Raw genomic sequence first — 24610 nt, 5'->3', positions numbered from 1 at the left:
CCTGAAGATACGTTGAGGTATGAGGATCGACTGGTAGGCGACTACCTGGAGGTCATCATGTCTCGTCCTACCGCACTGATCACCGGCGCATCGGCTGGATTCGGCGCGGCGCTCGCGCGGGCGCTGATCGAACAAGGGTGGCGGGTGCTGGGGACGGGGCGTCGTGCCGAGCGGTTGCGGCGCGTGGCCGACGAACTCGGGTCGTCGTTCCTGGCGGTTCCCGGCGACGTCACCGATCCGGCGGATCGAGCCCGGCTGGCGGATGCCGCGCGCGGCGCGGGAGAACTCGCCCTGGTGGTGAACAACGCCAGCCGCCTCGGGCCGAGTCCGCTGCCCCGCCTCGCGGAGTATCCGCTCGACGAATTCGAGCGCGTCCTGCGCACCAACGTGGTTGCGCCACTGGCTGTGGTGCGGATGGCGCTGCCGCTGCTGCGGTCGGACGGCGCCGTGGTGAACATCAGTTCCGACGCCGCCGTGGAGCCGTATCCCACGTGGGGTGGATACGGTTCGTCGAAGGCGGCGCTCGATCAGCTCACGGCGATTCTCGGCGCGGAACATCCGGATCTCTCCGTCTATGCCTTCGATCCCGGCGACATGCGCACCGAGATGCATCAGGCCGCGTTTCCCGGCGTCGACATCTCCGACCGGCCCGAGCCCGCGACGGTGGTGCCCGCACTGCTGCGGTTGCTCGCCGAGAAGCCGAAGAACGGGCGTTATGCCGCTGCGGACTTCATGGCCGGGCGTGCGTCATGACGGTGCGGACCGAACTGCCGTCTTTCGATCCGACTCCCGAACACAACGCCACCGTCCCGCCCGAAGCCCGGGGCATGGCCCGCGACGAGGTCCGTCTGCTCGTCGCCGACGATGGACTGACGCACGCTCGATTCCGGGAACTGCCCGATCGCCTGCACCCGGGCGACCTTCTGGTGGTGAACAACTCGGCGACCATGTCGTCGGCGGTCGACGCCACGATGGACGGCGAGCCCGTCGTGCTGCACTTCTCCACCTGGCTGGACGACGGCCGATGGGTAGTGGAGGTCCGGACCACCGAGCGCACCCCCTATCCGGCCGAGCGGGTCTCGGTCGGGACCGTGCTGCGGTTGCCGGGTGCGGCGGCGACACTCAGCGCGCCGTGGCTACCCGGCGGACGCCGTCTCTGGAGCGCGGACGTCACCGGTGACGTGTTCCGGTTACTGGCCGCGCACGGCCGCCCCGTCACGTATTCCTATGTGCCGCAGCGATGGTCGGCCGACTATTACACAACGGTCTTCGGCCGGGTTCCGGGCAGCGCGGAAATGCCAAGTGCGGCACGACCATTCACCGAGCGGCTGGTGCTGGATCTGATCGTCGCGGGCGTCGCTCTCGCGCCGATCACCCTGCACACCGGCGTCTCCTCGCCTGAGACCGGGGAACCGCCGAGCCCGGAGCGGTTCGTCGTCCCCGCCCCGACGGCGCGGCTGGTGAACGACACCAAAGCCGCCGGTGGGCGGGTCGTCGCGGTCGGCACGACGGTGACCCGGGCGCTGGAGACCGCCGCCGACGCGTCGGGCCTGGTCCACGCGTCGCGCGGCTGGACCGACCTGGTGCTCGGCGCCGAGCGACCGGCCCGTGTGGTGGACGGTCTGATCACCGGTTGGCACGCGCCCGGTGCGTCACACCTGGATCTCCTGGTAGCGGTGGCGGGGGAGGAAACCGTCGCCGCCGCCTACGCCGCGGCCGTGGACACCGGCTATCTATGGCACGAGTTCGGCGACAGCGCGCTGCTGTTCGGGCCCGACCCGCTCAGTGGACCGTGACCGTGGCGCCCAGCTGGCCCGCGATGTCGAACCGCCCGCAGCGGCCGTCGCTCAGGTCGAGCTTCTGGGTGATGATCTTGCCGCGGCGATTCTTGAACGTCGCCTCGGCGGACACGTCGGCGCTCGCCGTCGAGCACACCTTCGACACCACGCCGGGCGGGTCGTAGCTGACCGTCCCTCCGCCCTGGCAGGTGTTCGTGCTGTTGGCCAGGAACACGCGTGCGGTGCCCTCCGGACAGGGCGCGTCCGCCACCGCCTCCGGCGCCACGGTCAGCGAGCCCAGCGCGAGCGCGGCGACGGCGGAGCCTCCGACCACAACGCGACGAACCGTCGATCCCATCGTTACCCTCATCCCATCGAACAACTTCGGCAGTACGCCGCGGCAAGACCGCAGCGTGCAGGCATGCTAACCCGCTATCACCGCACTTGTCCCGGCGACGGACGCGGCTACCGCGCGCACAAGAGGTCGTCGACGTCGAGTTCGGTATCCGCGTAGCGCACCGGATGCGGTGGCCGGGCCAGTGCGCGATCTGGGCTCTGTGTATTCGCGCCGGTGGCTGCCAATGGTTCCGATGTGCAGCCGGGGCGCAGGTGTATGGCGCGCGACACATGAGCCGTACCGGCGGGTTGCCATGGCCTACCCGTCGCGCAGGCGGAAGTATGGCGGCATGCTGCGCAGTTTTCAGGTGACCAATCACAGATCGCTGGCCGACGAGCAGGAGTTGCGGCTCACCAAGGGGAGCGGGCCGGTGGCGGTGCCGGTGACCGCCGTGCACGGCGGCGCCGCTGCGGGCAAGACGAACCTGATCGATGCGCTGGGGCAGATGCGCGATGCGGTGCTGCACTCGGTGACGGGCTGGGACCCGTACGCGGGTCCGGTGCGGGCGCCGCATCTCGGATTCCCGGACCGGCCTTCGGAGTTCGTGGCGGCCTTCGTCGCCGAGGGGGTGCCGTATACCTACGGCTTCCGGCTGGACAACGCCGACGTCGTGGCGGAATGGCTGCACACCCACCCGCGGTCGCGTAAGCGAATCGTGTTCGAGCGCAACGGGGAACAGATCAAGATCGGTCCCATGTTCGAGGCGGCGCGCTACGGGATCACCGCGCTGGCTCCCTTGGTCCGTCCGAATGCCCTGCTGCTCAGTCTCGCCGGTCAGATGTACTCCGAGGCGCTGGTGCCGGCCTACCGCTGGTTCGAGTCCATGCTCGAGGTGCAGCGCGGTCCCGCCGGACCCGAGGCCATCGCCCACCGGCTGGGCAGCCACCTCTCCCGATCCCCGGACAACGCGGCGCGGTTGCTGATGCTGCTGCGCACGGCCGAACTCGGCATCACCGACCTGCTCGTCGCCGAACCCGACCCGATGTACGCCGACTACCTGCGCGACCTGGACGCCGACATCGCCGGTCTCGGCAAGCAGATCGACCTGTGCGCCTCCTCGCCCGGGTATGCCGACCAGTTGCTGCGCGACAACGGCCTCACCCCGGTGCTGCTCGAGCGCGAGCTGACCAACCTTGGTGCCGCCCGTGACGCCTTGTACGCGCGCATGGTGGCCCGGCGCGGCGTCGGCCTGAGCCTGGTGCACGACGGCATCGATGCCCCGTTCGGGATCGGTGACGAATCCTCCGCCACGCTGTTGTTGCTCCGGGTCCTGCCCGTGATGCTCGACGCGCTGGACGCGGGCCGGGTGCTCGCCGTCGACGACATCGGCGCGTGCCTGCCCGCGGAGGAGACCGATCGGTTGATCCAGCTGTTCCAGAATCCGGAGACCAATGCGCGCGGCGCGCAGTTGATCTTCACCACCGGCAATCGGCTGCTGATCGATCGGGGCAACGGACGCTCCCAGCGCACCCGCACGTCGGTCTGGCAGGTCCGGCGCACCGCTCGGGGCACCAGCGAACTCACGCCGGTGTGACGCGCACCTAGCATGGGGACATGCTGGAGTTCGTCGCGCTGGTGACCCTGACCGCGGTGCTGGTGACGCTGATCGTGTTCGCGATCCGCGGCAAGCGGGGCTATCGCCTGGCGAACCCGGAGGAGGGCACGCTGTACATCACCGGTGTGAGCCCGCCTCCGGACGCTCCCGGCGAGCAGTACGTCACCATCACCGGAAAACTGACCGGTCCTTCGGTCCCCGGCAAGATCGTGTACGGCCGTTTCGCCTGGGACACGGGTTCCTGGCCGTCGATCGGCGATCTGCTCACCGTCGTCTATCCGGCGGGCAAGCCCGACCGCTGGCAGATCTCTCGTCCCGGCTGAGCGGTTGCCGCTGCTCGCGGGCGGCTCCTCGGTCGATCGGCCGAACCACCCGCTCATCAGGCGATGGGACCCCGCGCGACGTAGCCCACACTATGGTCGATGGCATCATGCCGGGTATGGATGAGCGGGACGCGGGTGTCGTCGTCCGGGCGGCACGGCCCGAGGAGTACGCGGCGATCGGCGAGTTGACGGTGGAGGTCTACGTCGGCGAAGGCTACGTCGAGGCGGGCAGCTGGTACGCGGACGAGCTGGCCGACACCGCCCGCCGCGCCGCCTCCGCCCGGATCCTGGTCGCCACGCACGCGGACCGCATCGTCGGCTCGCTCACGGTCGCCGCGGCGGGCAATCCGTACGCGGAGATCGCGCAGCCGGGTGAACTCGAGTTCCGCATGCTCGCCGTCGCGAAGACCGCGCGCGGACTCGGCGCGGGAACGGCGTTGGTGCGCACCGTGATCGACCTCGCCCGCGCGGAGGGTTGCGCGGCGGTCGCCCTCACCACCATGTCCGCCATGGTCGACGCCCGGCGGATCTACGACCGCTTCGGCTTCCGTCCCGTACCGAGCCGGGACTGGCGTACCACCGCCGGAGAGCTGTTGCACGTGCTCCGGCTGCCGCTCGGTCCGTCCGGCGATTCCGCCTAGGTTCCCGCCGGATATCCGCTTCGCGGATGCGACCTTCGCCCGCGACGATGGGCTGTGGAGTATGTAGATGGCGGCGCGCCCAGTCCGACCGCGAACGGCAACCGGGCCGGCTCGTCCGCGATCCGAGGCTCCGTGCAGTTCCCGGGCACGCGCCGGGATTTTCCATCGACGTATTCCTCTGTGGCGCGGAACCTTCAGTGCCCCTGAGGAATTCAGCCGAGGACGGTGGCGACGATCCCGGCGAGGTAGCCGAGCCGGGCCACCTCGGAGGGCCGGAAGTCGGGACCGCCCGGCCGGCCGAGCAGCAGCACCTTCCCGGTGTTGCCGAGCGGAGCGGCGGCGAGTTTGGTGTCCATGTCGCGCCAGATCTGCGGCACCCAGTCGGCTTCGGGGTCGAGCACCGTCGGCTTCTCCAGCGGCATCCACGGCGCCGAACCCGCCTGTGTCTGTGGCGCACTCGGGCTGCCCACCACCCGGTAGGCCCCCTGCGGCCCGATGTCGATGATCGTGCTCCAGCCGACGCGCAGCACCCGCGGCACGCCGTCCACCAGCACCTGCATCCGGTCGTCGCGAGCACCGGCCACCTGATCGATGAGCTCGAGCTCACGGTGGGTGTCGAGCACGCCGGAGTACGGGCGGATCGAGTCCACGTGCACGTCGCCGATCGATTCGGCGGCGGTGATGAGGGTGTCGGGGAGCGCGCCGGAGGGTACCTCGACGACCAGATCGTCGACGGCGTAGCCCGCGCCGCGCTCGACCACGTCCAGCGAGAGGATGTCGGCGCCGACGGAGCCGAGTGCGAGGGCGAGCGCACCGAGGCTTCCCGGTCGATCCGGAAGTTGCACGCGGAGCAGATACGACACGTGCGTTTCCTTTCTTAGGGCGGCCGAGGCTCTGAACGGATACCCGGGTGACGCAATACTTACACCCCTTTCGGCCGGTTATCGAGTCGAAGTCCCTCCAGTGGCGCACGCCACTCGGCAAATTCGCCCGAAAGCGGCGTGTCGGGCTAGTAGGAGTGGCCGTGTCGCGGGCCGGAGGGGTTTGCCGGGGGCCTGCTGGGCGACGGTTCCCGCGCCGCGCCGACGAAGCCCGGGTGCCCGGGTGGTGAGCCGGTCGCCGGTGGCTAGGCTGTGTGGGTTGAGCACTGTTGATAACGAAGCCGAAAGGGGTCCCGCGGTGCCCGCCATCTCCCGCGACGAGGTCGCACACCTCGCCCGGCTGTCCCGGCTCGCGCTGTCCGACGCGGAACTGGATCAGTTCGCCGGACAGCTGGATTCGATCCTGAGCCACGTGCGGACCATTTCCGAGGTAGCCGCCGCCGACGTCCCGGCTACGGCGTCGCCGAACCCGGCGACCAATGTGACCCGCCCCGACGAGGTGGTGCCGGGCCTGACCCCGCGGGAGGCGCTGTCGGGCGCGCCCGCCGTGGACGAGCAGCGGTTCCTGGTGCCGCAGATTCTGGGGGAGGGCGAATGACGGATTTGACGACGCTGTCGGCGGCCGAGCTGGCCGACAAGATCCACGGCCGCGAGCTGTCCTCGGTCGAGGTCACCCAGGCGCACCTGGACCGCATCGCCGCGGTCGACGGCGAGTACCACGCCTTCCTGCACGTCGCGCAGGAGCGGGCGCTGGAGGCCGCGGCAGCGGTGGACGCCGCGATCGCCTCGGGCGCCGAGCCCGCCTCGCCGCTGGCCGGAGTTCCGTTGGCGCTCAAGGACGTGTTCACCACCACGGACATGCCCACCACCTGTGCGTCGAAGATCCTCGAGGGCTGGGTGTCGCCGTACGACGCGACGCTCACCACGCGGTTGCGCGCGGCCGGTATCCCGATCCTCGGCAAGACCAATATGGACGAGTTCGCGATGGGCTCCTCCACCGAGAACTCCGCCTACGGCCCGACCCGCAACCCCTGGGACACCACCCGCATCCCCGGCGGTTCGGGCGGCGGCTCCGCGGCGGCGCTGGCCTCCCACCAGGCGCCGCTGGCCATCGGCACCGACACCGGCGGCTCGATCCGCCAGCCCGCGGCCGTCACCGCCACCGTCGGCACCAAGCCCACCTACGGCACGGTGTCGCGCTTCGGCCTGGTCGCGTGCGCGTCGTCGCTGGACCAGGGCGGTCCGTGCGGTCGCACCGTGCTGGACACCGCCCTGCTGCACGAGGTGATCGCCGGATACGACCCGCGCGACTCCACCTCGCGCGACGTGCCGGTGCCGCCGGTGGTGGCCGCCGCGCGCGCCGGGGCGCAGGGCGATCTCCGCGGCGTCAAGATCGGCGTGGTGAAGGAACTGCACTCCGACAGCTACCAGCCCGGCGTGCTCGCCTCCTTCGACGCCGCCGTGGCGGTGCTGAAGGATCTCGGCGCCGAGGTGGTCGAGGTGTCCTGCCCGCACTTCGAGTACGCGCTGTCGTCCTACTACTTGGTGATGCCGTCGGAGGTGTCGTCCAACCTCGCGCGGTTCGACGCCATGCGCTACGGCCTGCGCGTCGCCGACGACGGGCAGCACAGCGCCGAGCAGGTCATGGCGGCCACGCGTGCGGCCGGGTTCGGCCCCGAGGTCAAGCGGCGCATCATGATCGGTACCTACGCGCTGTCGGCAGGCTACTACGACGCCTACTACGGCCAGGCGCTGAAGGTGCGCACGCTCATCGCCCGCGATTTCGACAAGGCCTATGAGCAGGTCGACGTGCTCGTCTCGCCGACCAGCCCGTTCACACCGTGGAAGCTGGGCGAGAAGGTCGACGATCCGCTGGCGATGTACCTGTCGGACCTGTGCACCCTGCCGACCAACCTGGCCGGTCACCCCGCCATGTCGGTCCCCTCCGGTCTGAGCAAGGACGACGGCATGCCCGTCGGCCTCCAGATCATGGCCCCCGCCCTCGCCGACGATCGCCTCTACCGGGTGGGCGCGGCCTACGAGGCCGCCCGCGGTCCCATCGCCTGACGTTCCTCGTAGAGCCGCTCGGTTTCGCGTATACGCGGAGCCGAGCGGCTCCGCGAGTGATCATGCGGGCCAGGTGAATTCGGGGTCGCTGACGTAGTCGGCGCGGCGTTGGTCCAACGCGAGTGCGACCATCTGGTGCGCGCCGGGCCCGATGATCTTGCGTAGCGGAGGGTTCGGCATGTTCACCAACTCGATCAGGCCCGCGGCGCCGACCTCCGGGGCCGCTTCGATCCACTCGCCTTCGGTGTCGGCCGACTCGACGGGAGCGGCGGGCTCGCTCGACGTATTCCCCGGCGCCGCGTCGGTCGACTCGGTTCCGGTCGCGGACGCCGCGACCGGGTAGTCCGGCATACCGAGGATGGCGCTGCGCAACTGCGTGTAGGCGGGAACGCCGGTGGCGAAGCGCATGCTCGACTTGGCCCAGTCGGTATCGAAGCCGCCCATCTGCGCGAGCGTGACCCGGATGCCGAAGGGGCGCAGTTCATCCGCGAGCGCGGCGCTGAATCCCTCCAGGGCCCACTTGCTCGCGTTGTACAGGCCGAACAGGGGGAGACTGCCCACGGCCCCGACCGTGGAGATCTGCACGATGTGCCCCGAACCCTGCGTGCGCAGATGTGGCGCCGCCGCTTGGGAAACCCAGAGGGCGCCGAAGAAGTTGGTGTCCATCTGGTCGCGGATCTGTGTCTCGGTCAGCTCCTCGACGGCGCCGACCAAGCCGTAACCCGCGTTGTTCACGATCACGTCGATCGTGCCCGTCAGCGCGAACGCGTTGTCCACCGTGGCGATCACGCTCGCACGATCGCGAACGTCCAGAGGCAGCACGGTCAGGCGGTCGTCGGCGATGTTCGCGAGGGCCTCCGGATCGCGGGCGGTCGCGACGACGCGGTCGCCCTCGGCGAGCGCGGCCGTGGTGAAGGCACGGCCGAGTCCACGGCCTGCGCCGGTGATGAACCAGGTTCTGGTCACAGGAAATCCTTTCGTCGCGAGACGCTCCGTCTCGCCGGATACGGTGCCAAGCCGTTCGGGACTTGTCAAGACGAGACGTTTCGTCTCGCTGTCTGCTACCGTGGCGGCATGGCCGACACTCCCACCGCCGCGCGCCGCAGTGAGCGCTCCCGTGCGGCGATACTCGCCGCGACCGCCGAGCTGATCCGCGAGGTGTCCTACGCGAAGCTGAGCATCGAGGCGATCGCGGCACGTGCGGGTGTGGGAAAGCAGACGATCTACCGCTGGTGGCCGTCGAAGGGTGCGGTCGTGTTCGACGCGATGCTCGAATCCGACTCGGGGCCGGAGGGGCCCGCCCTGCCCGACACCGGCGACGTCGCCGCCGATCTGCGCCGGCTGCTGCGCGGTTCGGTCGTCGCGCTCACCGATCCCGGGTTCGAATCCTTCCTCCGCGCGATGTACATCGAGATCCAGCAGGACGCCGAGTTGGGCGCGGCCTACCGAGAGCGCCTGTTGCTACCCCAGCGCGCCGCGGTCGCCGACCGCCTGGCCGCGGGCGTCGCCACCGGCGAATTGCGCGCGGACCTCGATCTCGAACTCGCCATCGACCTGCTGCTGGGTCCCACGCAGATGCGGTGGTCGCTCGGCCTCGGTGGCCTCACCGAGGCATACGCCGACGCCGCGCTCGACGCCGCGCTGGCCTACCTGCGCGCGTGAGTCCGCCCGCCGCGCAACCGCTTTCGCCGATTCGGGACCGGCTCGCCGCAGGAACGACCCACCGGGGTGGGCGGGCGCCTCGTTGTGCGGCATTCGTCCATCGCGCTCAGGGGAATCGCGCGGCGATCGCCGCGGAGATCGCGTCCGGGGCGTGTTCCTGAACGAAGTGCCGTGCGCGCGGCAGCTCGACTACGTCGAGATCGGTGAAGGCGGTACGCATTCGCGGAATACAGGCGTTCGGACGGAACACCATGTCGCGCATGCCCCACGCCAACAGGGCCGGTTTGCCGCCGAGCAGGGCGGGCACATCTCGGGCGAGTTGCTCCAGCAGCGGGCGCGCGGCGCGAATTTCCCTGGGGGTCACCGCGAGTGCGCACCGTGCTTCGGCGGTGGGCTGCACCGCCCGGTAGTGCTCGGCCTCGGCCGCGGTGAGCTTGCGCCCTAGTTCCGCGAGCAGGACGCGCTCGACGAGGAAATTCTGTTCGAGTATCCGCCGCCGCATCGGGCGGCTGCCCATGATCACGCTGAAAGCTCGATTGGCCATCGCTTCGATCGGCCAGAACACGGTGTTGCTCAACACGATCCCGCGCACCCGATCCGCGCGCGCGGCGGCCGCGCCCAGGCCGATGGGTCCGCCCCAATCCTGTCCCATCAGGACGAAGCCGTCGAGACCCAGGTGATCGATCAGCTCACCGAGGACCGCGGTGTGCTCGGCGATCGTGTAGCCGTAACCCGCGGGGCGCTCGGACAAGCCGAAGCCCGGATAGTCGATGGCGACACATCGGTACCGGTCGCGCAGGTCCTTCACGATGTGGCGGTAGAGGAAACTCCACGTCGGAGCGCCATGGCAGAACAGAATCGGCGGTCCGGCTCCCTCGTCGATGTAGTGCACCCGGCCGACGGACGAGTCGAACCAGCGCGACTCGAAAGGGTACAGATTCCCGTCCGGAACGAAGTCGATCAGCATTGGGCCCTCCCTCCCGATGCCAGACTATATGTGGTGCACCTCGGGCGCGGTAGCCCGCGCCGAAACCCTCAGGAAGCGCGCAGCGACTCGGCCTGCTTCCGGATGCCGTCGGTCATGCCCTCGAAACCACGGCGCAAGTTCTCGCCGAGCGACATGACGACCACGGGATGCAGCCAGCCGCCGAGCTCGAAGTGTGATTCGTAGCGCGCGCGGTCGTCCGGGAGCGGCGTCACGGTGTGCGAGCGCAAGCTGTGCAGCGCGCCCAAGGGCACGGGCTTCATCGAGTAGCTCAGCTCGCGGCCCGGGGTGTGTGAGCGAATCCATTCCCGCTGCCTGCGCGGCTTCGAGCCGGAGACCTGGACGAGCATGTCGATCGGCTCGCCGGGCACCAGCGAACTGCGGCACTCCGTGACGAAGGGATTCCACTCGCCGTAGCGCGGGAAATCGGTGATCACCTGCCACACCAGGGCGGCGGGGGCGTCGATGTCGGCGGCGAGGTCGATGACGAAGGCCATGAAGAAATTAGAACATGTTCTATGAAGGGCGTCGTGGGCGCCATGCCGAACGGCTCAGCACGAGGCCATCGCCGTCCCTTGGTCCAGGCCGTAACGGTGGCCGTGGCCCGGCGGAGCGTGCAGGGCGGCGAGCAGGTCGGCGGTGGTCTGCGCGAAACTGATCACCGGAAGCCATCGCGGAACCGGAGCGTCGACGCGGGCGCCGGCCAGGTCGGGCGCGCGCCACAGCTGGGAAAGCGACCAGTGGACCACCGGGTCGGAGCTGTTGGCCAGTACCGTCGCGCCGCCGCGGTGGACGTGGTCGGCCGGTGGGCCCGCCCACAGGACCGCGCAGGTCCGGTCGTCCTGCTCGGCGTCGTCGGCGAAGACGGCGTTGCCGCCGAGGGCGCCCAGACTCTGCCCGTACAGGTACAGCTTCGGCTTGTGCGCCATGCCCTCGATGTGGCGCTCGACGGCGGTGAACAAGGCGCGTGCGGCCGTCACTGCCGCGTCCCGGCCGAACACGAACGTCGCCCAGCTGGGGAGATAGGAGTATTGCAGCCCGACCAGCGCCACATCACCGTCGAAGCGGCGATCGAACCCCGTCACGGCGTTCGCATCGATCCAGCCCGATCCGGTGGGCACCGTGACGACCAGGTGCGAGCGCGCGAAGCCGCCCGATCGCTCCAGTTCCCGGATCGCCAGCGCGACGCGGCTGTCCAGGTCGGGTGCGGAGGCCACCCCGACATAGACCCGCACGGCGCGCACCGACGCGTCGCTGACGAACTTGCGCCCCTCGGCGCCCAGCGACGTCCAGCTCACCGCCGACGCGGCGCTACCCGACCCCGCGTGCGAAACCGGCCGCACCAGAGCGGGATCCAGCTCGGCATTGGCCCGCGCGTACGCCGCCTCCCGCCATCCGACCACCGCGGGCACCCCGACGAGATACAGCAGCACCGCCGCGACAGCGGCCAGCGAGACGCCCCGCGCCCAGCCCAGCTTCCGCCACGCCCAGGCGATCGAGCGGGTGGCCGCCGCGAACAGCCCGATGATCAGCGCCGCGCCGAGCGCGCACCGCACCCAGTAATCCGCGCCGATCGGCGGTGTGCCCATCGCGGCGCGCAGCCGGTTCTGCCAGTGTCCCGCGTTCGCCGCGGCCCCCGCCACCAGCACCGATGTCGCGATCAGCAGGGGCAGCCGCAGCCACGCATGGCGCCGATCGAAGTCGAAACCGCGCCGCCGCAGCAGGATTCGCAACGTACCCGCCACGCCGAGCGTCAGCGCCGCGAGGAGCCCGGTCAGCACCGCTTGCGCGCCCGGTGTGCGCGGGAGCAGGCCGGGGGCCAACGACGCCAGTGTGCCGACCCCGATGCCGAGCGTCGTGCCGATTCGTGGCGGTCGCACCCGGAACCGGGCACGGCGGTTCGGCCACTCCGCGACGAACGCCGTCATCGCCACACCGTCGCCGCGACGGGGGCAGGCGGCGGGCAAGCCGCGGGTTGCGAGCCACGTCGCCGGTTGCGGACCACGAAAACCGCGCCCAGGCCGGTGATTCCGGCGGCGAGCACGCCCAGCAGCGTCCAACTCGACCCTGGATCGGACTCGGCGGCGCTGAACAGGGGCTCGACCACCGGCGCGCCGTAGTCCTGCCGCCGCGAGTTCAGATCGACGGCGGTGTTGGCGATCGATGCCATCGCGTCGCAGCGCGCGCGAGAGAACGAGTCCGTCCGGGCGGTGCAGGCCTGGTGCATCTGCCGGTCCAGCGTCGCGTCGAGGGCTTGGCGCGCCCACGGGCCCAGCGGTTCGCCGCGCCGGTCGGCGTAGCGCAGCAGGTCGTAGCCGAGGTCATGAGCCTTGCACGCGGTGTCGAACTCGGCGGGCAGCGTCACCGGGGACGAGCAGTCCCCGTCCGGATCGACCAGCAGGCCGTCCACGGTGCTCGGCCGGTAGCCGAACGACGCCGCGAAGTCCGCCGGGATCGCGGTGAGCGCGCCGGGGCCGCCCGCGGCCAGTTCGGCGACGGCGGCGCTCGCCTGCGGGCTCTCGATCGGCGCGGCCGCCGCGGCGGCCTGCGGGGCGGGGGAGAGGAAGGCCGTCGCCGCCATGGTGGTCAACGCGGTCGCGGTGAGCGCGGCGTAGCGTCGCGTCTGCGCGCTGACGGAAGAGGCTGCGGCGGAATGATTTCGGGCTCCTGCGGCCGATGCGAACCGGGTCTGGCGCCCGGCGCTGGTCGGTGTGCTCATGGCGACGACGTTAGGGACCGGTGTTCCGTGCCCGCCTCACGCCCGGGGGCGTTTCGCGTGCCGTGCCGCCGGGGGAGCCGCCGGGCCGTCTCATACCGGGGTATCGGGGCGGAAATACCCCGTGGGTATGAGGCCGCGGTGAACTGGGATTTCCTAGTGTCGTAGGCATGAACCGAGAAAGTCGCGGCTGGATGCGACGGCTGGACGCGCGGACCTGGTTCGACCTCGGCACGGTGCTGATCGCGCTGATCTGGTACGCCGTGGCCTGGCCGACCCTGCACCTGACCCACGCGGTGCCCACCGCGGCGCAGCCGTTCATCGCGGCGCTCGCCGCCTTCCCGGTGCTGCTGGCCCGGATCAACCCGGCGTTGGGCTGGGCCATCTCGGCGGGCTCCGCGCTGGTGATCGCGCTGGCGATACCGCATCAGCCGAACAACGAGCTGCCGTTCCAGGTCGTCCACGTGCTGTGCCTGCTGGTGCTGCTGTTCGCCGTGGCGTTGCGCGCCCCGGGGCAGATCGTCGCGGTGGCCTGGGCGGCGACGGCCCTGCTGTTCGCGACCACCATGCCCGGCGAAGGCGAAGCGTTCGCGAACGCCGCGTGGGGCTGGCCGATCGCGCTGGCCGCGCTGGTGCTGTTCGGGCTGCTCATCCGCTGGCTGGCGCTGTCGCGGCGGCAGCTGGTGCGTCAGGAGGAGGAGAACGAACTCGAGCGGGCCCGCCGGGCCATCCTGGAGGAGAAGGCGCGCATCGCCCGGGACCTGCACGACGTCGTGGCGCATCACATGTCCTTGGTGGTGGTGCAGGCGCAGACCGCGCCGTACCGGGTCGAGGGCGTCACCCCGGCCGCGCGCGCCGAGTTCGAGTCCATCGGCGCCACGGCGCGCGAAGCGCTCAACGAGATCCGCGGCATGTTGGGTGTGCTGCGCAGCGACGGCCAGTTGCCCGAGCACGCGCCCCAGCCGAAGGCGGCCGACGTGATCGGCCTGTTCGAGGGCGCGCGCCGCGCGGGCGTCCACATCGAGTGGTCCGTCGATGGTGCGCTGGAGGCGATCCCGGAGACCATCGGCCTGGCACTGTTCCGCGTCGTCCAGGAATCACTGTCCAACGCCTCCCGGCACGCCCCGGGCGCGCCGGTCCGGGTGCGCATCGCATGCGGCGCGGAGCTGCTGCTCTACGTCGAGAACGAGCCGGGGGCCACGCCCGCCCGGACGGTCGGCAACGGCGGCCACGGCATCGCGGGTATGCAGGCGCGAGCGCTGGCCGTCGGCGGCGAGGTGACCGCGGAGCCACGCGCGGACGGCGGATTCGGAGTGCACGCGCGCTTCCCGCTCGCCGTGCCGGAAGTCGTCGGTGCTGCCGCGGTGCACGGCGAACCGGGACGTTGAGTACCGGTCCGCAGCCGCTGCCGCGCTCGGTGCCGGCACCGAGCGCAGTCGTACGGGGCAATTAGGGTGAGCGGGTGGCAATTACGGTGTTGATCGCCGACGACCAGGCGATGGTCCGTCAGGGGTTCGGAGCGCTGCTGGCCGCGCAGCCGGATATCAGCGTGGTGGGCGACGCGGCGGACGGGAAAGTCGCGGTGGCCGAGGCGAAGCGGCTGCGCCCGGATGTCGTGCTGATGGATGTGCGCATGCCGGAGATGAACGGGCTGGACGCGGCCCGTGCCATTTTGGCCGCCGGGTTCGACCCGCCGGTGCGCGTGCTGATGCTCACCACCTTCGACATCGACGATTACGTCTACGAGGCGCTGAGCCTCGGCGCCAGCGGGTTCCTGCTCAAGGACGCGCCCGCCGAGGAACTGGTCCGCGCGGTGCGCGTGGTCGCCGACGGGCAGGCGCTGCTCGCGCCGACGGTCACCCGCAGGCTCATCGCCGACGTCACCCGCCGCCGCAGCGCGGCCCGCGCCAAGCCGTCGCCGCAACTGTCCGCGCTGACTCCCCGTGAGCGGGAAGTGCTGGAACTGATCGCCAAAGGCATGTCGAACTCCGAGATCGCCGAAACCCTGTTCGTGGCCGAGCAGACCGTGAAGACTCATGTCTCCAAGGTGTTCTCGAAGCTGAACCTGCGCGACCGGGCGCAAGCGGTGGTGCTGGCCTACGAAACCGGCCTGGTCACCCCGGGCTGAGCCGGATTCACATCGGCGGGCAGGATCCGCCGCGAAGTTCGTCGAGATGACGGCCGAGCATCCGTGCCATCCGGCTCAGGATGGTGGCGGAGTCGTCGAAGCTGCCGGAATCGGCTGTCGCCGCGAGCGCGACGGCGATCGTGCCGGACCGTACCGGCACCAGGCCGAACTGGCGGACGGTGTAGACGCCGGTCTCGTCGTCGGGGCCCCAGCCGCCCTTGAAGGCCGTGCCCTCCAGTACGCCCAGACCCCATGCCTGTTCGGGTGTTATCTCCGTCATCAGCTCGGTGACCTTGAACGACTCGGGCAGGCACGGCAGCCGGGAGGCGAAGCGGGCCTGGTTGGCCAGCGTCCATTCGGTGCCGCCGAAGGAGGTGTAGTCCAGCGTGGTGCGCGGGCCGGCCACCCCGGTCGTGGCGTCGCCGGCCTCGTCGATCACGTCCTGTACCGCCTTGGCCGCTTGCAGCCCGTCGCCGAGCGATTGCCACAGCGCCTCGGCGGCGTCGTTGTCCGACCAGGTGATGGCGGCTTCCACGTCGTGGATGATCTCCTCCTGGGAGTCGTGCCGCAGCGCGGCGATCGCGAGCGGCACCTTGATGGTCGACCACGCGATGCCGCTGACCCAGTCGCCGAAGACGGTCATCCGGCCGCCGCCGACGGGCATGATCGCCATGCCGACCTGTCCGCCCAGCTGCGGCTGCAACTGGGTGAAATCGGCGGCCAGCGAGTCGGGCATGGACACCGCGAGTCGTGGCCGCCACGCCCCCGCGGTGTCGACGACCACCGCCGGGGGGTCGGTGTCGACTCGATCACCTGGAAGCAGCGTGCACGAGGTCAGCGTGAGCAGCACCACCATCGCTCCCGCGCGTAGCGCAGAACGACACGTCGAAGCAGATCTCGTCGACCTCACCACCGAGTCCTCCCCACCACCGGTGACGCGTCGCGCTGTAGAACGGCGGTGCAAAATATCTCATCGGGCCCGTCCGGTCGGTGACCGGACAGGAGACATCACCGCGGCGCGCGGAGGCGTCGGCAGGATGTCTCGAACATAGTTTTGCCGATCTTCCCGGAGAATTCGAAACCCCGTGGCCACGGCGTCACCCGGTAGGCTCCAGGATCGGTATGAAAGCGGTCACCTGAAGGGGGCGTGTTGCTCGACAGCGGTGCGGTGTTCGCCGGGTTCACCATAGAGAAGCTCCTCGGCCAGGGGGGCATGGGATCGGTGTATCTGGCCCGTCACCCCAGACTTCCTCGGCAGACCGCGCTCAAACTGCTCAACCGGGAGTTGTTCACCGACGTGGAGGTCAGGGCCCGCTTCGAGCGGGAGGCGGACCTGGCGGCGCAGCTGGACCATCCGAACATCGTCGCGGTGTACGACCGCGGCACCGAGGACGAGCAGCTGTGGATCTCCATGCAGTACGTCGACGGCGTCGACGCGGCGACGGTGAACCCGCAGAGCCTGCCGCCCGAGCGTGCCGTGCAGATCATCGAGGGCGTCGCGTCCGCCCTGGATTACGCGCACGGGATGGGGGTGCTGCACCGCGACGTCAAGCCCGCGAACATCATGCTGGCCCGCGCGGTGGGCGGCCACGGCGAGCGGGTCTTCCTCACCGATTTCGGCATCGCCCGGCTGCGCGAGGATTCCACCCACCTGACCCAGACCGGCATGTTCACCGCGACGCTGGCCTACGCCTCGCCCGAGCAGATGACCGGGGCCCACCTGGACCACCGCTCCGATCAGTACTCGCTTGCCTGCGCGCTGTACTGGTTGCTGACCGGCGTCGCCCCGTTCGACGCCCCCGCACCGGCCGACATCATTCGCGGCCATCTCCAGTTGCCGCCGCCGTCGGCCGCGGCTCGGCGTGCGGGCCTGTCGCCCGCGCTGGACGCGGTGATCGCCAAGGCCATGGCGAAGCGACCCGACGACCGGTACGTCTCCTGCGCCGAATTCGCCTCGGCCGCACGGCGAGCGCTCACCGAGCCCGCTCCGACGGTGGTGGTCGCGCAGTACCAGCCGCAGCCCGCGCCCACCGTACTCGCGCAACCGGCCTACCCCGGACCGGAGGCGAGTCCGCCGACCTACGTCCCCACCGCATCCGCCCCCGGCTACACCGCGCCGCCGCAGTACAACCCGAGTCCGATGAGCGGTCAGCAGTTTTCGGCCGCCAACGGCTATGCGGCACCTGCGCAGCCGAATTACCCGGCGGCGCCGCCGCATTCCGCTCCGACTCCGCCGATCGGCTATCCGCCCCACCAGCCGAGTTATCCGTCGCAAGGCCGCTCCAACACCGGCCTGATCGTGACGATCGTTCTGGTGATCGTGGCGCTGCTGATCGGGATCGGCGTCGTCGTGGCGAAGGTCGGATTCTCGAACTCCGCTTCGCCGCTGGATATCGGCACGAAGACGCCCTCGGGGCCGTCCGACGCGGACAAGCTCGCCAAAGCGTTCCCGGAACTGTTGCCGCAAGGTGTCGATACGAAGTACGACATCGGCTCGGGGCCGGGCTATCGCGGCAAGACCTGCTTCCTCGGCACCGCCAAGCCGGGCGGCAAGGTGTCCAGCGCCAATGGCGTACCCGACTTCCCGAACTGGACGACGGCCTGGAACTGCTGGGGCACGCCGATCGACGAGCCCGACTACGTCCTCATCGGCTTCAAGTCGGCCGACGACGCCAGGGCCGCGGTGCGGGACCTGCCGTCGAATACGTCCGCGACCGAACGCAACAACGGCGAGTCGTATTCGACCTACCGATGGCAGGAGGGCTCGGGCGGACTGCCGGACGGCTACCTCGTCGTCGAGTTCGACGACCCGGCCCGGTCGAACTACCTGCTGTTCGCCACGGTGACCCTGACCGACAGCATGCCCACCTCCGGATTCGGCATCACCTCGGTGAAATTCAAGACGTGGTTCGCCGACCTGCCCCTGTGAACCGGCGAGCTCAGTCGACCGCCAGCGCCTCCACGATGGGCATCCTGGCCGCGCGCAACGCGGGCGGAATCGACCCGAGCAGCGCCAGCGCCAGCGCGATCACGGCGTAGACCAGCAGCATCGGGCTCGGCCGGTAGTCGACGTCGATGGTCAGGGCGTGGCCGATGGCGACCGTGCCGAGGAACTGCACCGACGCGCCGAGCGCCAGGCCGAGCACCGCGCCGACGAGCCCGATTCCCGCCGCCTCGGCCAGCACCGAGCGCATCAGGAACTTGCGCCCGGTGCCCATGGCGCGCAGCACGCCGAGCTCCCTGCGGCGCTCCAGCACCGAGAGCATCAACGTGTTGAGCAACGCGACGGTGGCGACCAGCACCACGATCCAGAGGATGGAGTTGCTCATCGCCATGCCCTGCCGGATGCTCGACGAGGCGGCCACCACCGTGTCCGCGCCGGTATCCACGTTCAGCTCCGGCGGCACCACCTGCCGGATCGCCGCGAACACCGCGGCGCGATCGGCGCCGGGCGCGATGTCGACCGCGATGACCGTCTCGCCCGGGCGCTCGTACCAGCTGCGCATCAGGTTCAGGTCCATCATCACCACGCCCGCGATGGCGGAGAAATACGGAATGACTTGCAGCACACGCACGGTGTGCGGGCCGGTCGGGGTCGGCAGGGTCAGTTCCGCGCCCGCGCCGACGCCGAGTGAGCGCGCCACGTCGCGCGAGATCGCCACGCCTTCGCCGGCCGACAGCCGGGCGACCGACTCGTCGGTGAGCATGCGCATCCGCGTCTCCCTGGCATCGGGCGGAAACCCTTGCAGCATCACGCGACTGCCGCCGAGTGTGGCGAAGGCCATCTGCGCCGGGCTGAGATGCGCTACACCGGGTACCGCCGCGAGCTTGCCCGCCAGATCCGCCGGCAGCAGCGGCCCGGTCGGGAACTGCGCCATCGAGGCGGGGCTGACGTAGACGTCGTTGCGGGCCAGATCGGTGAAAGTGACCGTGGCCGAGTCGATCATGTTGCTCGAGGCGCCGCTCATGCCGACGGTGGCGCCGACGCCGATCATCACCGTCATCGCGGTCGCCCACACGCGCCGCGGCGAGCGTTCCAGCGTGGTCGCGCCCAGTGCGCCGGGAGCGCGGAACCAGCGCGCGATCCCCGCCGCGGCCCGCACGATCGGGCCGGTGGCGGCGAAGCAGATCAGGATCGCGGCGATGAACGATATCGAGATGGCGGTCAGCGAGTACCGACCGAGATCGCTGCTCGCGATCAGCACCGCGGCCCCGGCCAGCCCACCGCCCGCCACGACGGCCAGCCAGCGCAGCAGCGGGCTCGCGGTGTCGGTGCGGCCGGCCCCGACCGGAGCCAGCGCCTCGATGGGCTGGACCTTGTACACCTGGCGCGCGGCAAGGGATGCCGCGAGCACGCTGGTGAACACGCAGGCCGCGACCGCGAAGGGAATCACGTACCAGGGCACCGAGTATTCGGTGCGCGCCTCCACGGACTCCACGATCGCGGTGGGCAGCGTGCCGATCGCGATGCTGCCCATGAACACACCGATGACCGCCCCCACCGCGCCGCCGAGTACGCCGAGCAGCGTCGCCTCCGCGAGCAGGTCGCGCACCATCGGGCCGCGCTTGCCGCCGATCGCGCGCAGCAGCGAGAGCATCGGCCTGCGCTGCGCGATCGCCATGCTCATCGCGTTGTAGATGAGGAATGCCGAGACGATCAGCGCGGCGGCCGATGCCATGGTGGTGGAGTAGCGGACCATCTGCACCGCGCCGCCCGCCTGCGCGGTGCGCATACTCGGCTCGGCGACCACCGCGCGGCCGTCCACCGCGTCGGTGAGCGCCGCGCGCACCTGTCCGAGGTCGGCGCCCGCGGCGGGGATGATCTGCACCGAATCCAGCCGCCCGGCCCGGTCGGTGATCTTCTGCGCGAGCCCGAGTGGTGCGGCGATGAGGTGACCGTCGTTGAGTTTCCTGGACGTCTCCGCGTCGAGGACACCCGCGACCGTGACCGTCGTTGCGCCCACCGCGAACTGCTCGCCCTCGGCGCGGCCGAGCCCGGTACCGACCAGCACTCCGTTGGGCACCGAGAGCAGCTTCCCCGTGAAAGCGCTCATCGGCGTGGTCAATTCGCTGCCCAGCGCGCCGATATTCGAATCGGCGCCGATCAGCAGCGCGCGGTCGGCGCCGCTACCGATCTGCGCCCGCAGCATCGGCACCGCCACCGCGACGCCGGGCGTGGTCGCGATCCGCCGCAGCAACTGCTGGTCGAAGCCCGCGTCGGTGATCCCGCTGACCTCCAGTTGCGCCTTGCCGCCGAGGCCGCGGGTCAGCTTGTCCACCGAGCCGGTGACCGAGCCGGAGATGCTCAGCACCGCCACCAGCAGCGATGCCGAGACGCCCATCACGATCAGCGACATGAAGGTGCGGCCGCGGTGGGCGAGCAGTTCGCCGATGTTGAACAGGCGCAGGCGGTCCCACGCGGCGATCATGCGTTGACCGTCCGCTCGACCTTGTCGTTGGATCCGATCCGGCCGTCGCGCAGGGTGATCACGCGGTCGCAGTAGGTCACCGCGCCCATATCGTGGGTCACCATCACCACCGAACTGCCCGATCCGGCGATCTCGCCGAGCAATTCGAGAATGGCGGCGCCGGTCTTGGAGTCGAGGTTGCCGGTGGGCTCGTCGGCCAGGATCAATGGCGGGTCCATGATCAGCGCCCGCGCCACCGCCACCCGCTGCATCTGCCCGCCGGACAATTCGGCGGGACGGTGTTCGGCCCGCGCGGCCAGGCCCACCCGATCGAGCAACTCCAAGGCGCGCGGCTTGGCCTTGCGCAGACCCGTGCCGTCCAGCAATTTCGGTATCGCCACGTTCTCCCAGGCCGAGAGCGTGGGCAGCAGGTTGAAGAATTGGAACACGAAACCGACCTGATGCCGCCGGAATTCCGATTGCTGTTCCTCGTCCAGCGCGCCGATCTCCTCGCCACGGAACCGGATCGAGCCCGCGTCGGGACTGTCCAGCGCGCCGAGCAGGTGCAACAGGGTGCTCTTACCGGAACCGGACGGCCCGATGATCGAGGTGAATTCCCCTGTCTCGATGCGCAAAGCGACGTCGTCGAGGGCGCGCACCGCCTGGCCGCCGACCCGATACTCCTTCGTCACGCCCGATAGTTCCAGCATCGCCGGTTCCGGCATCGTCGTCCCCCGCTCCGTATGGTCGATCAAAGTTCTTCGTTCCTCGTCGCGCGTTACCGCGCCATGGCCTCCGACGCGAGTTTGCGGCGACGATACTGTGCGTCGAGCACCGCGCGCAGCACCGGCTGCTCGGCCGCCAGTTCGAGATAGGCCTCCATCGCCGTCGATCCTTGGTCGAGCTTCGCGGCGAAGTGCAGGTCCCACCGGTAGCGCAGCGCCAGCAGGAGCCCGTCTTCGCCGCCGAACAGCCGATCCAGGTCGGGGAACCCCGCGAACAGGTCGGGATCGGCCGGGTCGAGCGCCGCGCGGGTGAGTACGGTGTGCACGATGTCGGTTCTAGCGTGCTGATCCGTCCAGGACATGGCCATCGCCTTCCTCTGTGAACTACCGCCAACGCTACGGACGCGGCCGTCTTGTTGTCGTCGTGCCAGGGACCCGAATGTGTCTCCGACCACGGTAGGAGCGACGGCCCGCTCGCGGGACGATGTACCGCCCCCGATGCGGCGGCTAGCCTTACAGAATGGGTTCGACCGGCGTATCCGAAGCACCGCCCGATACGCCTCGCGCGGGCCGCGTGCGGGCCTCGATGCGGCGTGTCGGGGAGCGGTGCGCCGAGTTCGCGCGCGATCCGGTCGCGGCCTTCCGGCGCAGCGTCGAGGAGTTGCCGTACGACTACCCGCCGTCGGTCATCATCAGCGTCGACATCGCGGTCTTCGTCGTGGCGGTCGCGGCGGCGGTGCAGCGGCACAGCTATTTCCCGACTCCGCTTCCGATCCTGGCGGTTTTGCTGACCTGCGCCTTCGGTCCGTTGCACGCGTTGCTCGGCGTGCTGCCGCGCCCGCTGCTGCTCGGCGTGCTGGCGATGGCGGCCGAGGCGCTGTTCCTCGCCCAACCGGTCGAGGCCGATTTCGCGCCGTTCGTGCTGGTGGCCGCCGCGGGCGAGATCGCGGCCATCGCGCCGAAACGGGTGAGCATCCCGGTCACGATCGCGATGATGCTGCAACTGGTCGCCTTCGATGCGATCGGCCACGTGCCGGAAGGGTTGCCGACCTATCTCGTCGGCATCGCCTTCGGCTGGATGGCGGGGCTGATGCTGCAGTATCAGCGCCGCTTCCTGTACCAGGAACGCGGGTATCAGGACATTCGCGCGGCGCAGGCCGCCGACGAGGAGCGGCGCCGGATCGCCAGGGAAGTGCACGACGTGATCGCGCACTCGCTGAGCGTCACGCTGTTGCACCTCACCGCCGCCCGGCACGCCCTGGAGACCGATCGCGACGTGGACGAAGCCGTCGAAGCGCTGACCGATGCCGAGCGGCTCGGCAGACAGGCGATGGCCGACATCCGCCGCACGGTCGGCCTGCTCGACGCGCGCCCCTGGAAGCAGGCGCCGGAACCGGGCGTGGAGGACATCGAGGATCTGGTCGGCGACTTCGTGCGGGCCGGCCTGGACGTGCGCTACGACCGCGAGGGCGATCTCGGCGCGGTGTCACCCGCGGTCGGGCTCGCGCTGTACCGGATCGGTCAGGAGTCGCTGGCGAACGTCGTCAAACACGCGCACGGCGCGTCCGCCACGATCCGGCTCGCGGTGGACACGACGATGGTGACCCTCACGGTGGACAACACGGTGCCCGCCGGGCTGCCCGCCCAGCGCGGCGCCGGTATGGGCCTGTCCGGTATGCGGCAGCGCGCCGAACTGCTGGGTGGCCGGATGACGGCGGGCCCGTCCGGGCGCGGCTGGTCGGTGCGCGCGGGTATTCCGCTCGCCCCTGGTCGCGGCGGATTCTCCTGTCCGGTGCTGCCCGCGACGACCGGACGGGAGGGTTCGTGAGCGTGCGTCGGCGAGTGGGATCCGGAGCATCCGTCGTGATCGGGCGGCAGCGAAGTGAGGTCGTGCGCGTTCAGCGGCGAGCGAATCGAGAACGGAGCGTGCCGTTGTGCAGGTCGGAACCGAGCGAGGTGCGGTCGTGAGTGTGACGACACCCGCCAGTGGCGAGGATGCCGTGACCGTGCTGGTGGTCGACGACCAGGAACTCGTGCGCGGCGGCCTGCGGCGCATCCTGCGCAGACGGGACGGATTCGTGGTCGCCGAGTGCGCCGACGGCGACGAGGTGCCCGCCGCCGTCGCGGAGGTCCGCCCCGACGTGGTGCTGATGGACCTGCGGATGAAGCGGGTCGGCGGCATCGACGCGACCAGGATGCTGCGGGCGAGCGACGGAGCCCCGCCGGTCCTCGTGCTCACCACCTTCGACGACGACCAGCTGCTGTCCGGAGCGCTGCGGGCGGGCGCGGCCGGATTCATCCTGAAGGACTCGCCCGCCGAGGACCTCATCCGCGCGGTGCGGATGGTCGCGGGCGGCGGCGCCTGGCTCGACCCCGCGGTGACCGGCCGCGTGCTGTCGGCCTACCGCACCGTCCGCCCGGTGCGCACCAATACCGACGCGCGCCTGTCCGAACTGACCGCGCGCGAATACGAGGTGCTCGAATTGATCGGGCGCGGCCGGGTGAACGCGGAAATCGCTCGGGAACTCGGCATCTCGGAAGTGACCGTGAAAAGTCATGTGGGACATATCTTCGGCAAGCTCGAGCTGCGCGATCGCGCCGCGGCGATCGTGTTCGCGTTTGACCACGGGGTGGTGACACCCGGAGAATCCAATCTGTGACGGGCGGGCTCCGGTCGCGTACCTCGTGATCTCGTGTGCGATCCCTGCCCGGGATGCGGAGGATGACGGGTGCAGGAACCTGGGCCGAGAACCGGTACGCGGTTCGGGCCGTACGAACTGCGGTCGTTGCTGGGCAAGGGGGGAATGGGGGAGGTATACGAGGCGTACGACACGGTCAAGGACCGGGTGGTCGCGGTCAAGCTGCTCTCGGAAGAACTCGCCAAAGACCCGATGTACCAGCTGCGTTTCCGGCGCGAATCGCAGGCCGCGGCACGGCTGGCCGAACCGCATGTCATCCCGATCCACGACTGGGGCGTGATCGATGGGGTGCTGTTCATCGACATGCGGCTGGTCCGCGGCGTCGACCTGCGCACCCTGTTACGCGGCAAGGGACCGCTGAGCCCGGCTCGCGCCGTCGGCATCATCGAGCAGATCGCCTCGGCCCTGGATGCCGCGCACGCCAACAATCTGGTGCATCGCGACGTGAAACCGGCGAACATCATGGTCACCGACGCGGATTTCGCGTATCTCGCCGACTTCGGTATCGCGCACACCGAGGGTGACAGCGCGGTGACGCTGGTCGGCATGGCCGTCGGCTCCTACATCTACATGGCCCCGGAACGTTTCGACGTCGGCCCGGTGACCGGCCGCGCCGATGTCTACTCGCTGGCCTGCGTGCTGCAC

General features: G+C 70.1%; 25 protein-coding genes. 14 read left to right on the top strand and 11 right to left on the bottom strand.

The features are described from left to right. Nucleotides 1-57 precede the first annotated feature (57 nt). Both ON21_RS19590 and ON21_RS19585 read left to right on the top strand, forming a co-directional pair. Complete coding sequence (locus ON21_RS19590) at nt 58-753, top strand: SDR family oxidoreductase (RefSeq protein ID WP_039799726.1); 696 nt, start codon at nt 58-60, stop codon at nt 751-753. Next, nucleotides 750-1796, top strand: coding sequence for an S-adenosylmethionine:tRNA ribosyltransferase-isomerase (locus tag ON21_RS19585; RefSeq protein WP_039799701.1), 1047 nt, complete (start codon nt 750-752; stop codon nt 1794-1796). The genes ON21_RS19590 and ON21_RS19585 overlap by 4 nt, the downstream gene beginning before the upstream one ends. Here ON21_RS19585 and ON21_RS19580 read toward each other — a convergent pair. Further along, nucleotides 1783-2136, bottom strand: coding sequence for a hypothetical protein (locus ON21_RS19580; RefSeq protein ID WP_157170886.1), 354 nt, complete (start codon nt 2134-2136; stop codon nt 1783-1785). The two genes, ON21_RS19585 and ON21_RS19580, sit on opposite strands and share 14 nt — an antisense overlap. A gap of 328 nt (nt 2137-2464) precedes the next feature. On the opposite strand from ON21_RS19580, the gene ON21_RS19575 reads away from it, so the two are divergent. The 3 genes from ON21_RS19575 to ON21_RS19565 all read left to right on the top strand — a co-directional run bounded on the left by ON21_RS19575 (nt 2465) and on the right by ON21_RS19565 (nt 4694). After that, nucleotides 2465-3709 carry an AAA family ATPase gene (locus tag ON21_RS19575; RefSeq protein ID WP_039799725.1) on the top strand — a complete coding sequence of 415 codons (1245 nt, stop codon included), beginning with the start codon at nt 2465-2467 and terminating at the stop codon, nt 3707-3709. A gap of 20 nt (nt 3710-3729) precedes the next feature. Then, nucleotides 3730-4053, top strand: a complete 324-nt coding sequence (locus tag ON21_RS19570) for a hypothetical protein (RefSeq protein ID WP_039799699.1) — start codon at nt 3730-3732, stop codon at nt 4051-4053. Between the two features lie 116 nt (nt 4054-4169). Next, nucleotides 4170-4694, top strand: coding sequence for a GNAT family N-acetyltransferase (locus ON21_RS19565; protein ID WP_039799698.1), 525 nt, complete (start codon nt 4170-4172; stop codon nt 4692-4694). Nucleotides 4695-4906: 212 nt separating this feature from the next. Here the strand turns inward: ON21_RS19565 and ON21_RS19560 are convergent, their stop codons facing one another. Continuing rightward, nucleotides 4907-5557, bottom strand: coding sequence for an ACT domain-containing protein (locus ON21_RS19560; RefSeq protein WP_039799697.1), 651 nt, complete (start codon nt 5555-5557; stop codon nt 4907-4909). A gap of 316 nt (nt 5558-5873) precedes the next feature. Here ON21_RS19560 and gatC point away from each other — a divergent pair, with 316 nt between their 5' ends. Both gatC and gatA read left to right on the top strand, forming a co-directional pair. Next, nucleotides 5874-6173: an Asp-tRNA(Asn)/Glu-tRNA(Gln) amidotransferase subunit GatC gene (gatC, locus tag ON21_RS19555; RefSeq protein ID WP_039799695.1), complete on the top strand. Its 300-nt coding sequence runs from the start codon at nt 5874-5876 to the stop codon at nt 6171-6173. Beyond that, nucleotides 6170-7642, top strand: coding sequence for an Asp-tRNA(Asn)/Glu-tRNA(Gln) amidotransferase subunit GatA (gatA, locus tag ON21_RS19550; RefSeq protein ID WP_039799694.1), 1473 nt, complete (start codon nt 6170-6172; stop codon nt 7640-7642). The genes gatC and gatA overlap by 4 nt, the downstream gene beginning before the upstream one ends. A gap of 60 nt (nt 7643-7702) precedes the next feature. Here gatA and ON21_RS19545 read toward each other — a convergent pair whose 3' ends face one another. Further along, complete coding sequence (locus ON21_RS19545) at nt 7703-8608, bottom strand: SDR family NAD(P)-dependent oxidoreductase (protein WP_039799693.1); 906 nt, start codon at nt 8606-8608, stop codon at nt 7703-7705. Between the two features lie 108 nt (nt 8609-8716). Between ON21_RS19545 and ON21_RS19540 the strand changes: the two genes are divergently transcribed. Then, nucleotides 8717-9304 carry a TetR/AcrR family transcriptional regulator gene (locus ON21_RS19540; RefSeq protein WP_039799691.1) on the top strand — a complete coding sequence of 196 codons (588 nt, stop codon included), beginning with the start codon at nt 8717-8719 and terminating at the stop codon, nt 9302-9304. 106 nt (nt 9305-9410) lie between these two features. On the opposite strand, the gene ON21_RS19535 is transcribed toward ON21_RS19540, so the two are convergent. From ON21_RS19535 to ON21_RS19520, 4 genes are all read right to left on the bottom strand, one after another. Then, nucleotides 9411-10271 (bottom strand): haloalkane dehalogenase, encoded by an 861-nt coding sequence (locus ON21_RS19535; protein WP_039799690.1) that lies wholly within the window; start codon nt 10269-10271, stop codon nt 9411-9413. A gap of 68 nt (nt 10272-10339) precedes the next feature. After that, the gene (locus ON21_RS19530; RefSeq protein WP_039799689.1) at nt 10340-10786 is read right to left on the bottom strand and encodes an SRPBCC domain-containing protein; all 447 of its coding nucleotides are present in this window, start codon (nt 10784-10786) and stop codon (nt 10340-10342) included. 54 nt (nt 10787-10840) lie between these two features. Then, a complete protein-coding gene (locus ON21_RS19525) occupies nt 10841-12217 on the bottom strand; it encodes an alpha/beta-hydrolase family protein (RefSeq protein WP_039799724.1) in 1377 nt (458 codons plus the stop codon). Continuing rightward, nucleotides 12214-13008, bottom strand: a complete 795-nt coding sequence (locus ON21_RS19520; RefSeq protein WP_373281139.1) for a hypothetical protein — start codon at nt 13006-13008, stop codon at nt 12214-12216. The genes ON21_RS19525 and ON21_RS19520 overlap by 4 nt, the downstream gene beginning before the upstream one ends. A 167-nt stretch (nt 13009-13175) precedes the next feature. On the opposite strand from ON21_RS19520, the gene ON21_RS19515 reads away from it, so the two are divergent. Beyond that, the gene (locus tag ON21_RS19515; protein ID WP_039799688.1) at nt 13176-14393 is read left to right on the top strand and encodes a sensor histidine kinase; all 1218 of its coding nucleotides are present in this window, start codon (nt 13176-13178) and stop codon (nt 14391-14393) included. Nucleotides 14394-14467: 74 nt separating this feature from the next. Then, a complete protein-coding gene (locus ON21_RS19510; protein ID WP_039799687.1) occupies nt 14468-15133 on the top strand; it encodes a response regulator in 666 nt (221 codons plus the stop codon). 7 nt (nt 15134-15140) lie between these two features. Here ON21_RS19510 and ON21_RS19505 read toward each other — a convergent pair whose 3' ends face one another. Beyond that, nucleotides 15141-15989 carry a serine hydrolase gene (locus tag ON21_RS19505; protein WP_051021019.1) on the bottom strand — a complete coding sequence of 283 codons (849 nt, stop codon included), beginning with the start codon at nt 15987-15989 and terminating at the stop codon, nt 15141-15143. 291 nt (nt 15990-16280) lie between these two features. Between ON21_RS19505 and ON21_RS19500 the strand changes: the two genes are divergently transcribed. Further along, nucleotides 16281-18062: a serine/threonine-protein kinase gene (locus ON21_RS19500; protein WP_051021016.1), complete on the top strand. Its 1782-nt coding sequence runs from the start codon at nt 16281-16283 to the stop codon at nt 18060-18062. A gap of 10 nt (nt 18063-18072) precedes the next feature. On the opposite strand, the gene ON21_RS19495 is transcribed toward ON21_RS19500, so the two are convergent. From ON21_RS19495 to ON21_RS19485, 3 genes are read right to left on the bottom strand one after another with little or no spacing between them, the layout of a single operon-like run. Further along, entirely contained in the window at nt 18073-20562 is a 2490-nt protein-coding gene (locus tag ON21_RS19495) for an FtsX-like permease family protein (RefSeq protein WP_039799685.1), read from the bottom strand. After that, a complete protein-coding gene (locus ON21_RS19490; protein ID WP_051021014.1) occupies nt 20559-21266 on the bottom strand; it encodes an ABC transporter ATP-binding protein in 708 nt (235 codons plus the stop codon). The genes ON21_RS19495 and ON21_RS19490 overlap by 4 nt, the downstream gene beginning before the upstream one ends. Nucleotides 21267-21319: 53 nt before the next feature. Further along, nucleotides 21320-21628 carry a hypothetical protein gene (locus tag ON21_RS19485; RefSeq protein ID WP_051021029.1) on the bottom strand — a complete coding sequence of 103 codons (309 nt, stop codon included), beginning with the start codon at nt 21626-21628 and terminating at the stop codon, nt 21320-21322. Nucleotides 21629-21786: 158 nt separating this feature from the next. On the opposite strand from ON21_RS19485, the gene ON21_RS19480 reads away from it, so the two are divergent. The 3 genes from ON21_RS19480 to ON21_RS19470 form a co-directional block, all read left to right on the top strand. After that, on the top strand, nt 21787-23094 hold the full coding sequence (locus tag ON21_RS19480; protein WP_039799683.1) for a sensor histidine kinase: 1308 nt from the start codon (nt 21787-21789) through the stop codon (nt 23092-23094). Between the two features lie 178 nt (nt 23095-23272). Further along, nucleotides 23273-23926: a response regulator gene (locus ON21_RS19475; RefSeq protein WP_039799720.1), complete on the top strand. Its 654-nt coding sequence runs from the start codon at nt 23273-23275 to the stop codon at nt 23924-23926. A gap of 69 nt (nt 23927-23995) precedes the next feature. Continuing rightward, nucleotides 23996-24610, top strand: a 615-nt coding sequence (locus tag ON21_RS19470) for a serine/threonine-protein kinase (RefSeq protein WP_039799719.1), incomplete at its 3' end; no start/stop codon positions are given.

It is taken from the genome of Nocardia araoensis NBRC 100135 (assembly GCF_000308435.1).
GTDB lineage: Bacteria > Actinomycetota > Actinomycetes > Mycobacteriales > Mycobacteriaceae > Nocardia > Nocardia araoensis.
This window is presented reverse-complemented; position numbering and strand designations above follow the sequence as displayed.

Excerpts from the sequence above, each read along its gene's own strand:
- ON21_RS19590 (WP_039799726.1), top strand. The coding sequence starts at position 58 with ATGTCTCGTCCTACCGCACTGATCACCGGCGCATCGGCTGGATTCGGC.
- ON21_RS19585 (WP_039799701.1), top strand. The coding sequence starts at position 750 with ATGACGGTGCGGACCGAACTGCCGTCTTTCGATCCGACTCCCGAACAC.
- ON21_RS19580 (WP_157170886.1), bottom strand. The coding sequence starts at position 2,136 with ATGGGATCGACGGTTCGTCGCGTTGTGGTCGGAGGCTCCGCCGTCGCC.
- ON21_RS19575 (WP_039799725.1), top strand. The coding sequence starts at position 2,465 with ATGCTGCGCAGTTTTCAGGTGACCAATCACAGATCGCTGGCCGACGAG.
- ON21_RS19570 (WP_039799699.1), top strand. The coding sequence starts at position 3,730 with ATGCTGGAGTTCGTCGCGCTGGTGACCCTGACCGCGGTGCTGGTGACG.
- ON21_RS19565 (WP_039799698.1), top strand. The coding sequence starts at position 4,170 with ATGGATGAGCGGGACGCGGGTGTCGTCGTCCGGGCGGCACGGCCCGAG.
- gatA (WP_039799694.1), top strand. The coding sequence starts at position 6,170 with ATGACGGATTTGACGACGCTGTCGGCGGCCGAGCTGGCCGACAAGATC.
- ON21_RS19540 (WP_039799691.1), top strand. The coding sequence starts at position 8,717 with ATGGCCGACACTCCCACCGCCGCGCGCCGCAGTGAGCGCTCCCGTGCG.
- ON21_RS19535 (WP_039799690.1), bottom strand. The coding sequence starts at position 10,271 with ATGCTGATCGACTTCGTTCCGGACGGGAATCTGTACCCTTTCGAGTCG.
- ON21_RS19530 (WP_039799689.1), bottom strand. The coding sequence starts at position 10,786 with ATGGCCTTCGTCATCGACCTCGCCGCCGACATCGACGCCCCCGCCGCC.
- ON21_RS19525 (WP_039799724.1), bottom strand. The coding sequence starts at position 12,217 with ATGACGGCGTTCGTCGCGGAGTGGCCGAACCGCCGTGCCCGGTTCCGG.
- ON21_RS19520 (WP_373281139.1), bottom strand. The coding sequence starts at position 13,008 with ATGAGCACACCGACCAGCGCCGGGCGCCAGACCCGGTTCGCATCGGCC.
- ON21_RS19515 (WP_039799688.1), top strand. The coding sequence starts at position 13,176 with ATGAACCGAGAAAGTCGCGGCTGGATGCGACGGCTGGACGCGCGGACC.
- ON21_RS19505 (WP_051021019.1), bottom strand. The coding sequence starts at position 15,989 with ATGGTGGTGCTGCTCACGCTGACCTCGTGCACGCTGCTTCCAGGTGAT.
- ON21_RS19495 (WP_039799685.1), bottom strand. The coding sequence starts at position 20,562 with ATGATCGCCGCGTGGGACCGCCTGCGCCTGTTCAACATCGGCGAACTG.
- ON21_RS19490 (WP_051021014.1), bottom strand. The coding sequence starts at position 21,266 with ATGCCGGAACCGGCGATGCTGGAACTATCGGGCGTGACGAAGGAGTAT.
- ON21_RS19485 (WP_051021029.1), bottom strand. The coding sequence starts at position 21,628 with ATGTCCTGGACGGATCAGCACGCTAGAACCGACATCGTGCACACCGTA.
- ON21_RS19480 (WP_039799683.1), top strand. The coding sequence starts at position 21,787 with ATGGGTTCGACCGGCGTATCCGAAGCACCGCCCGATACGCCTCGCGCG.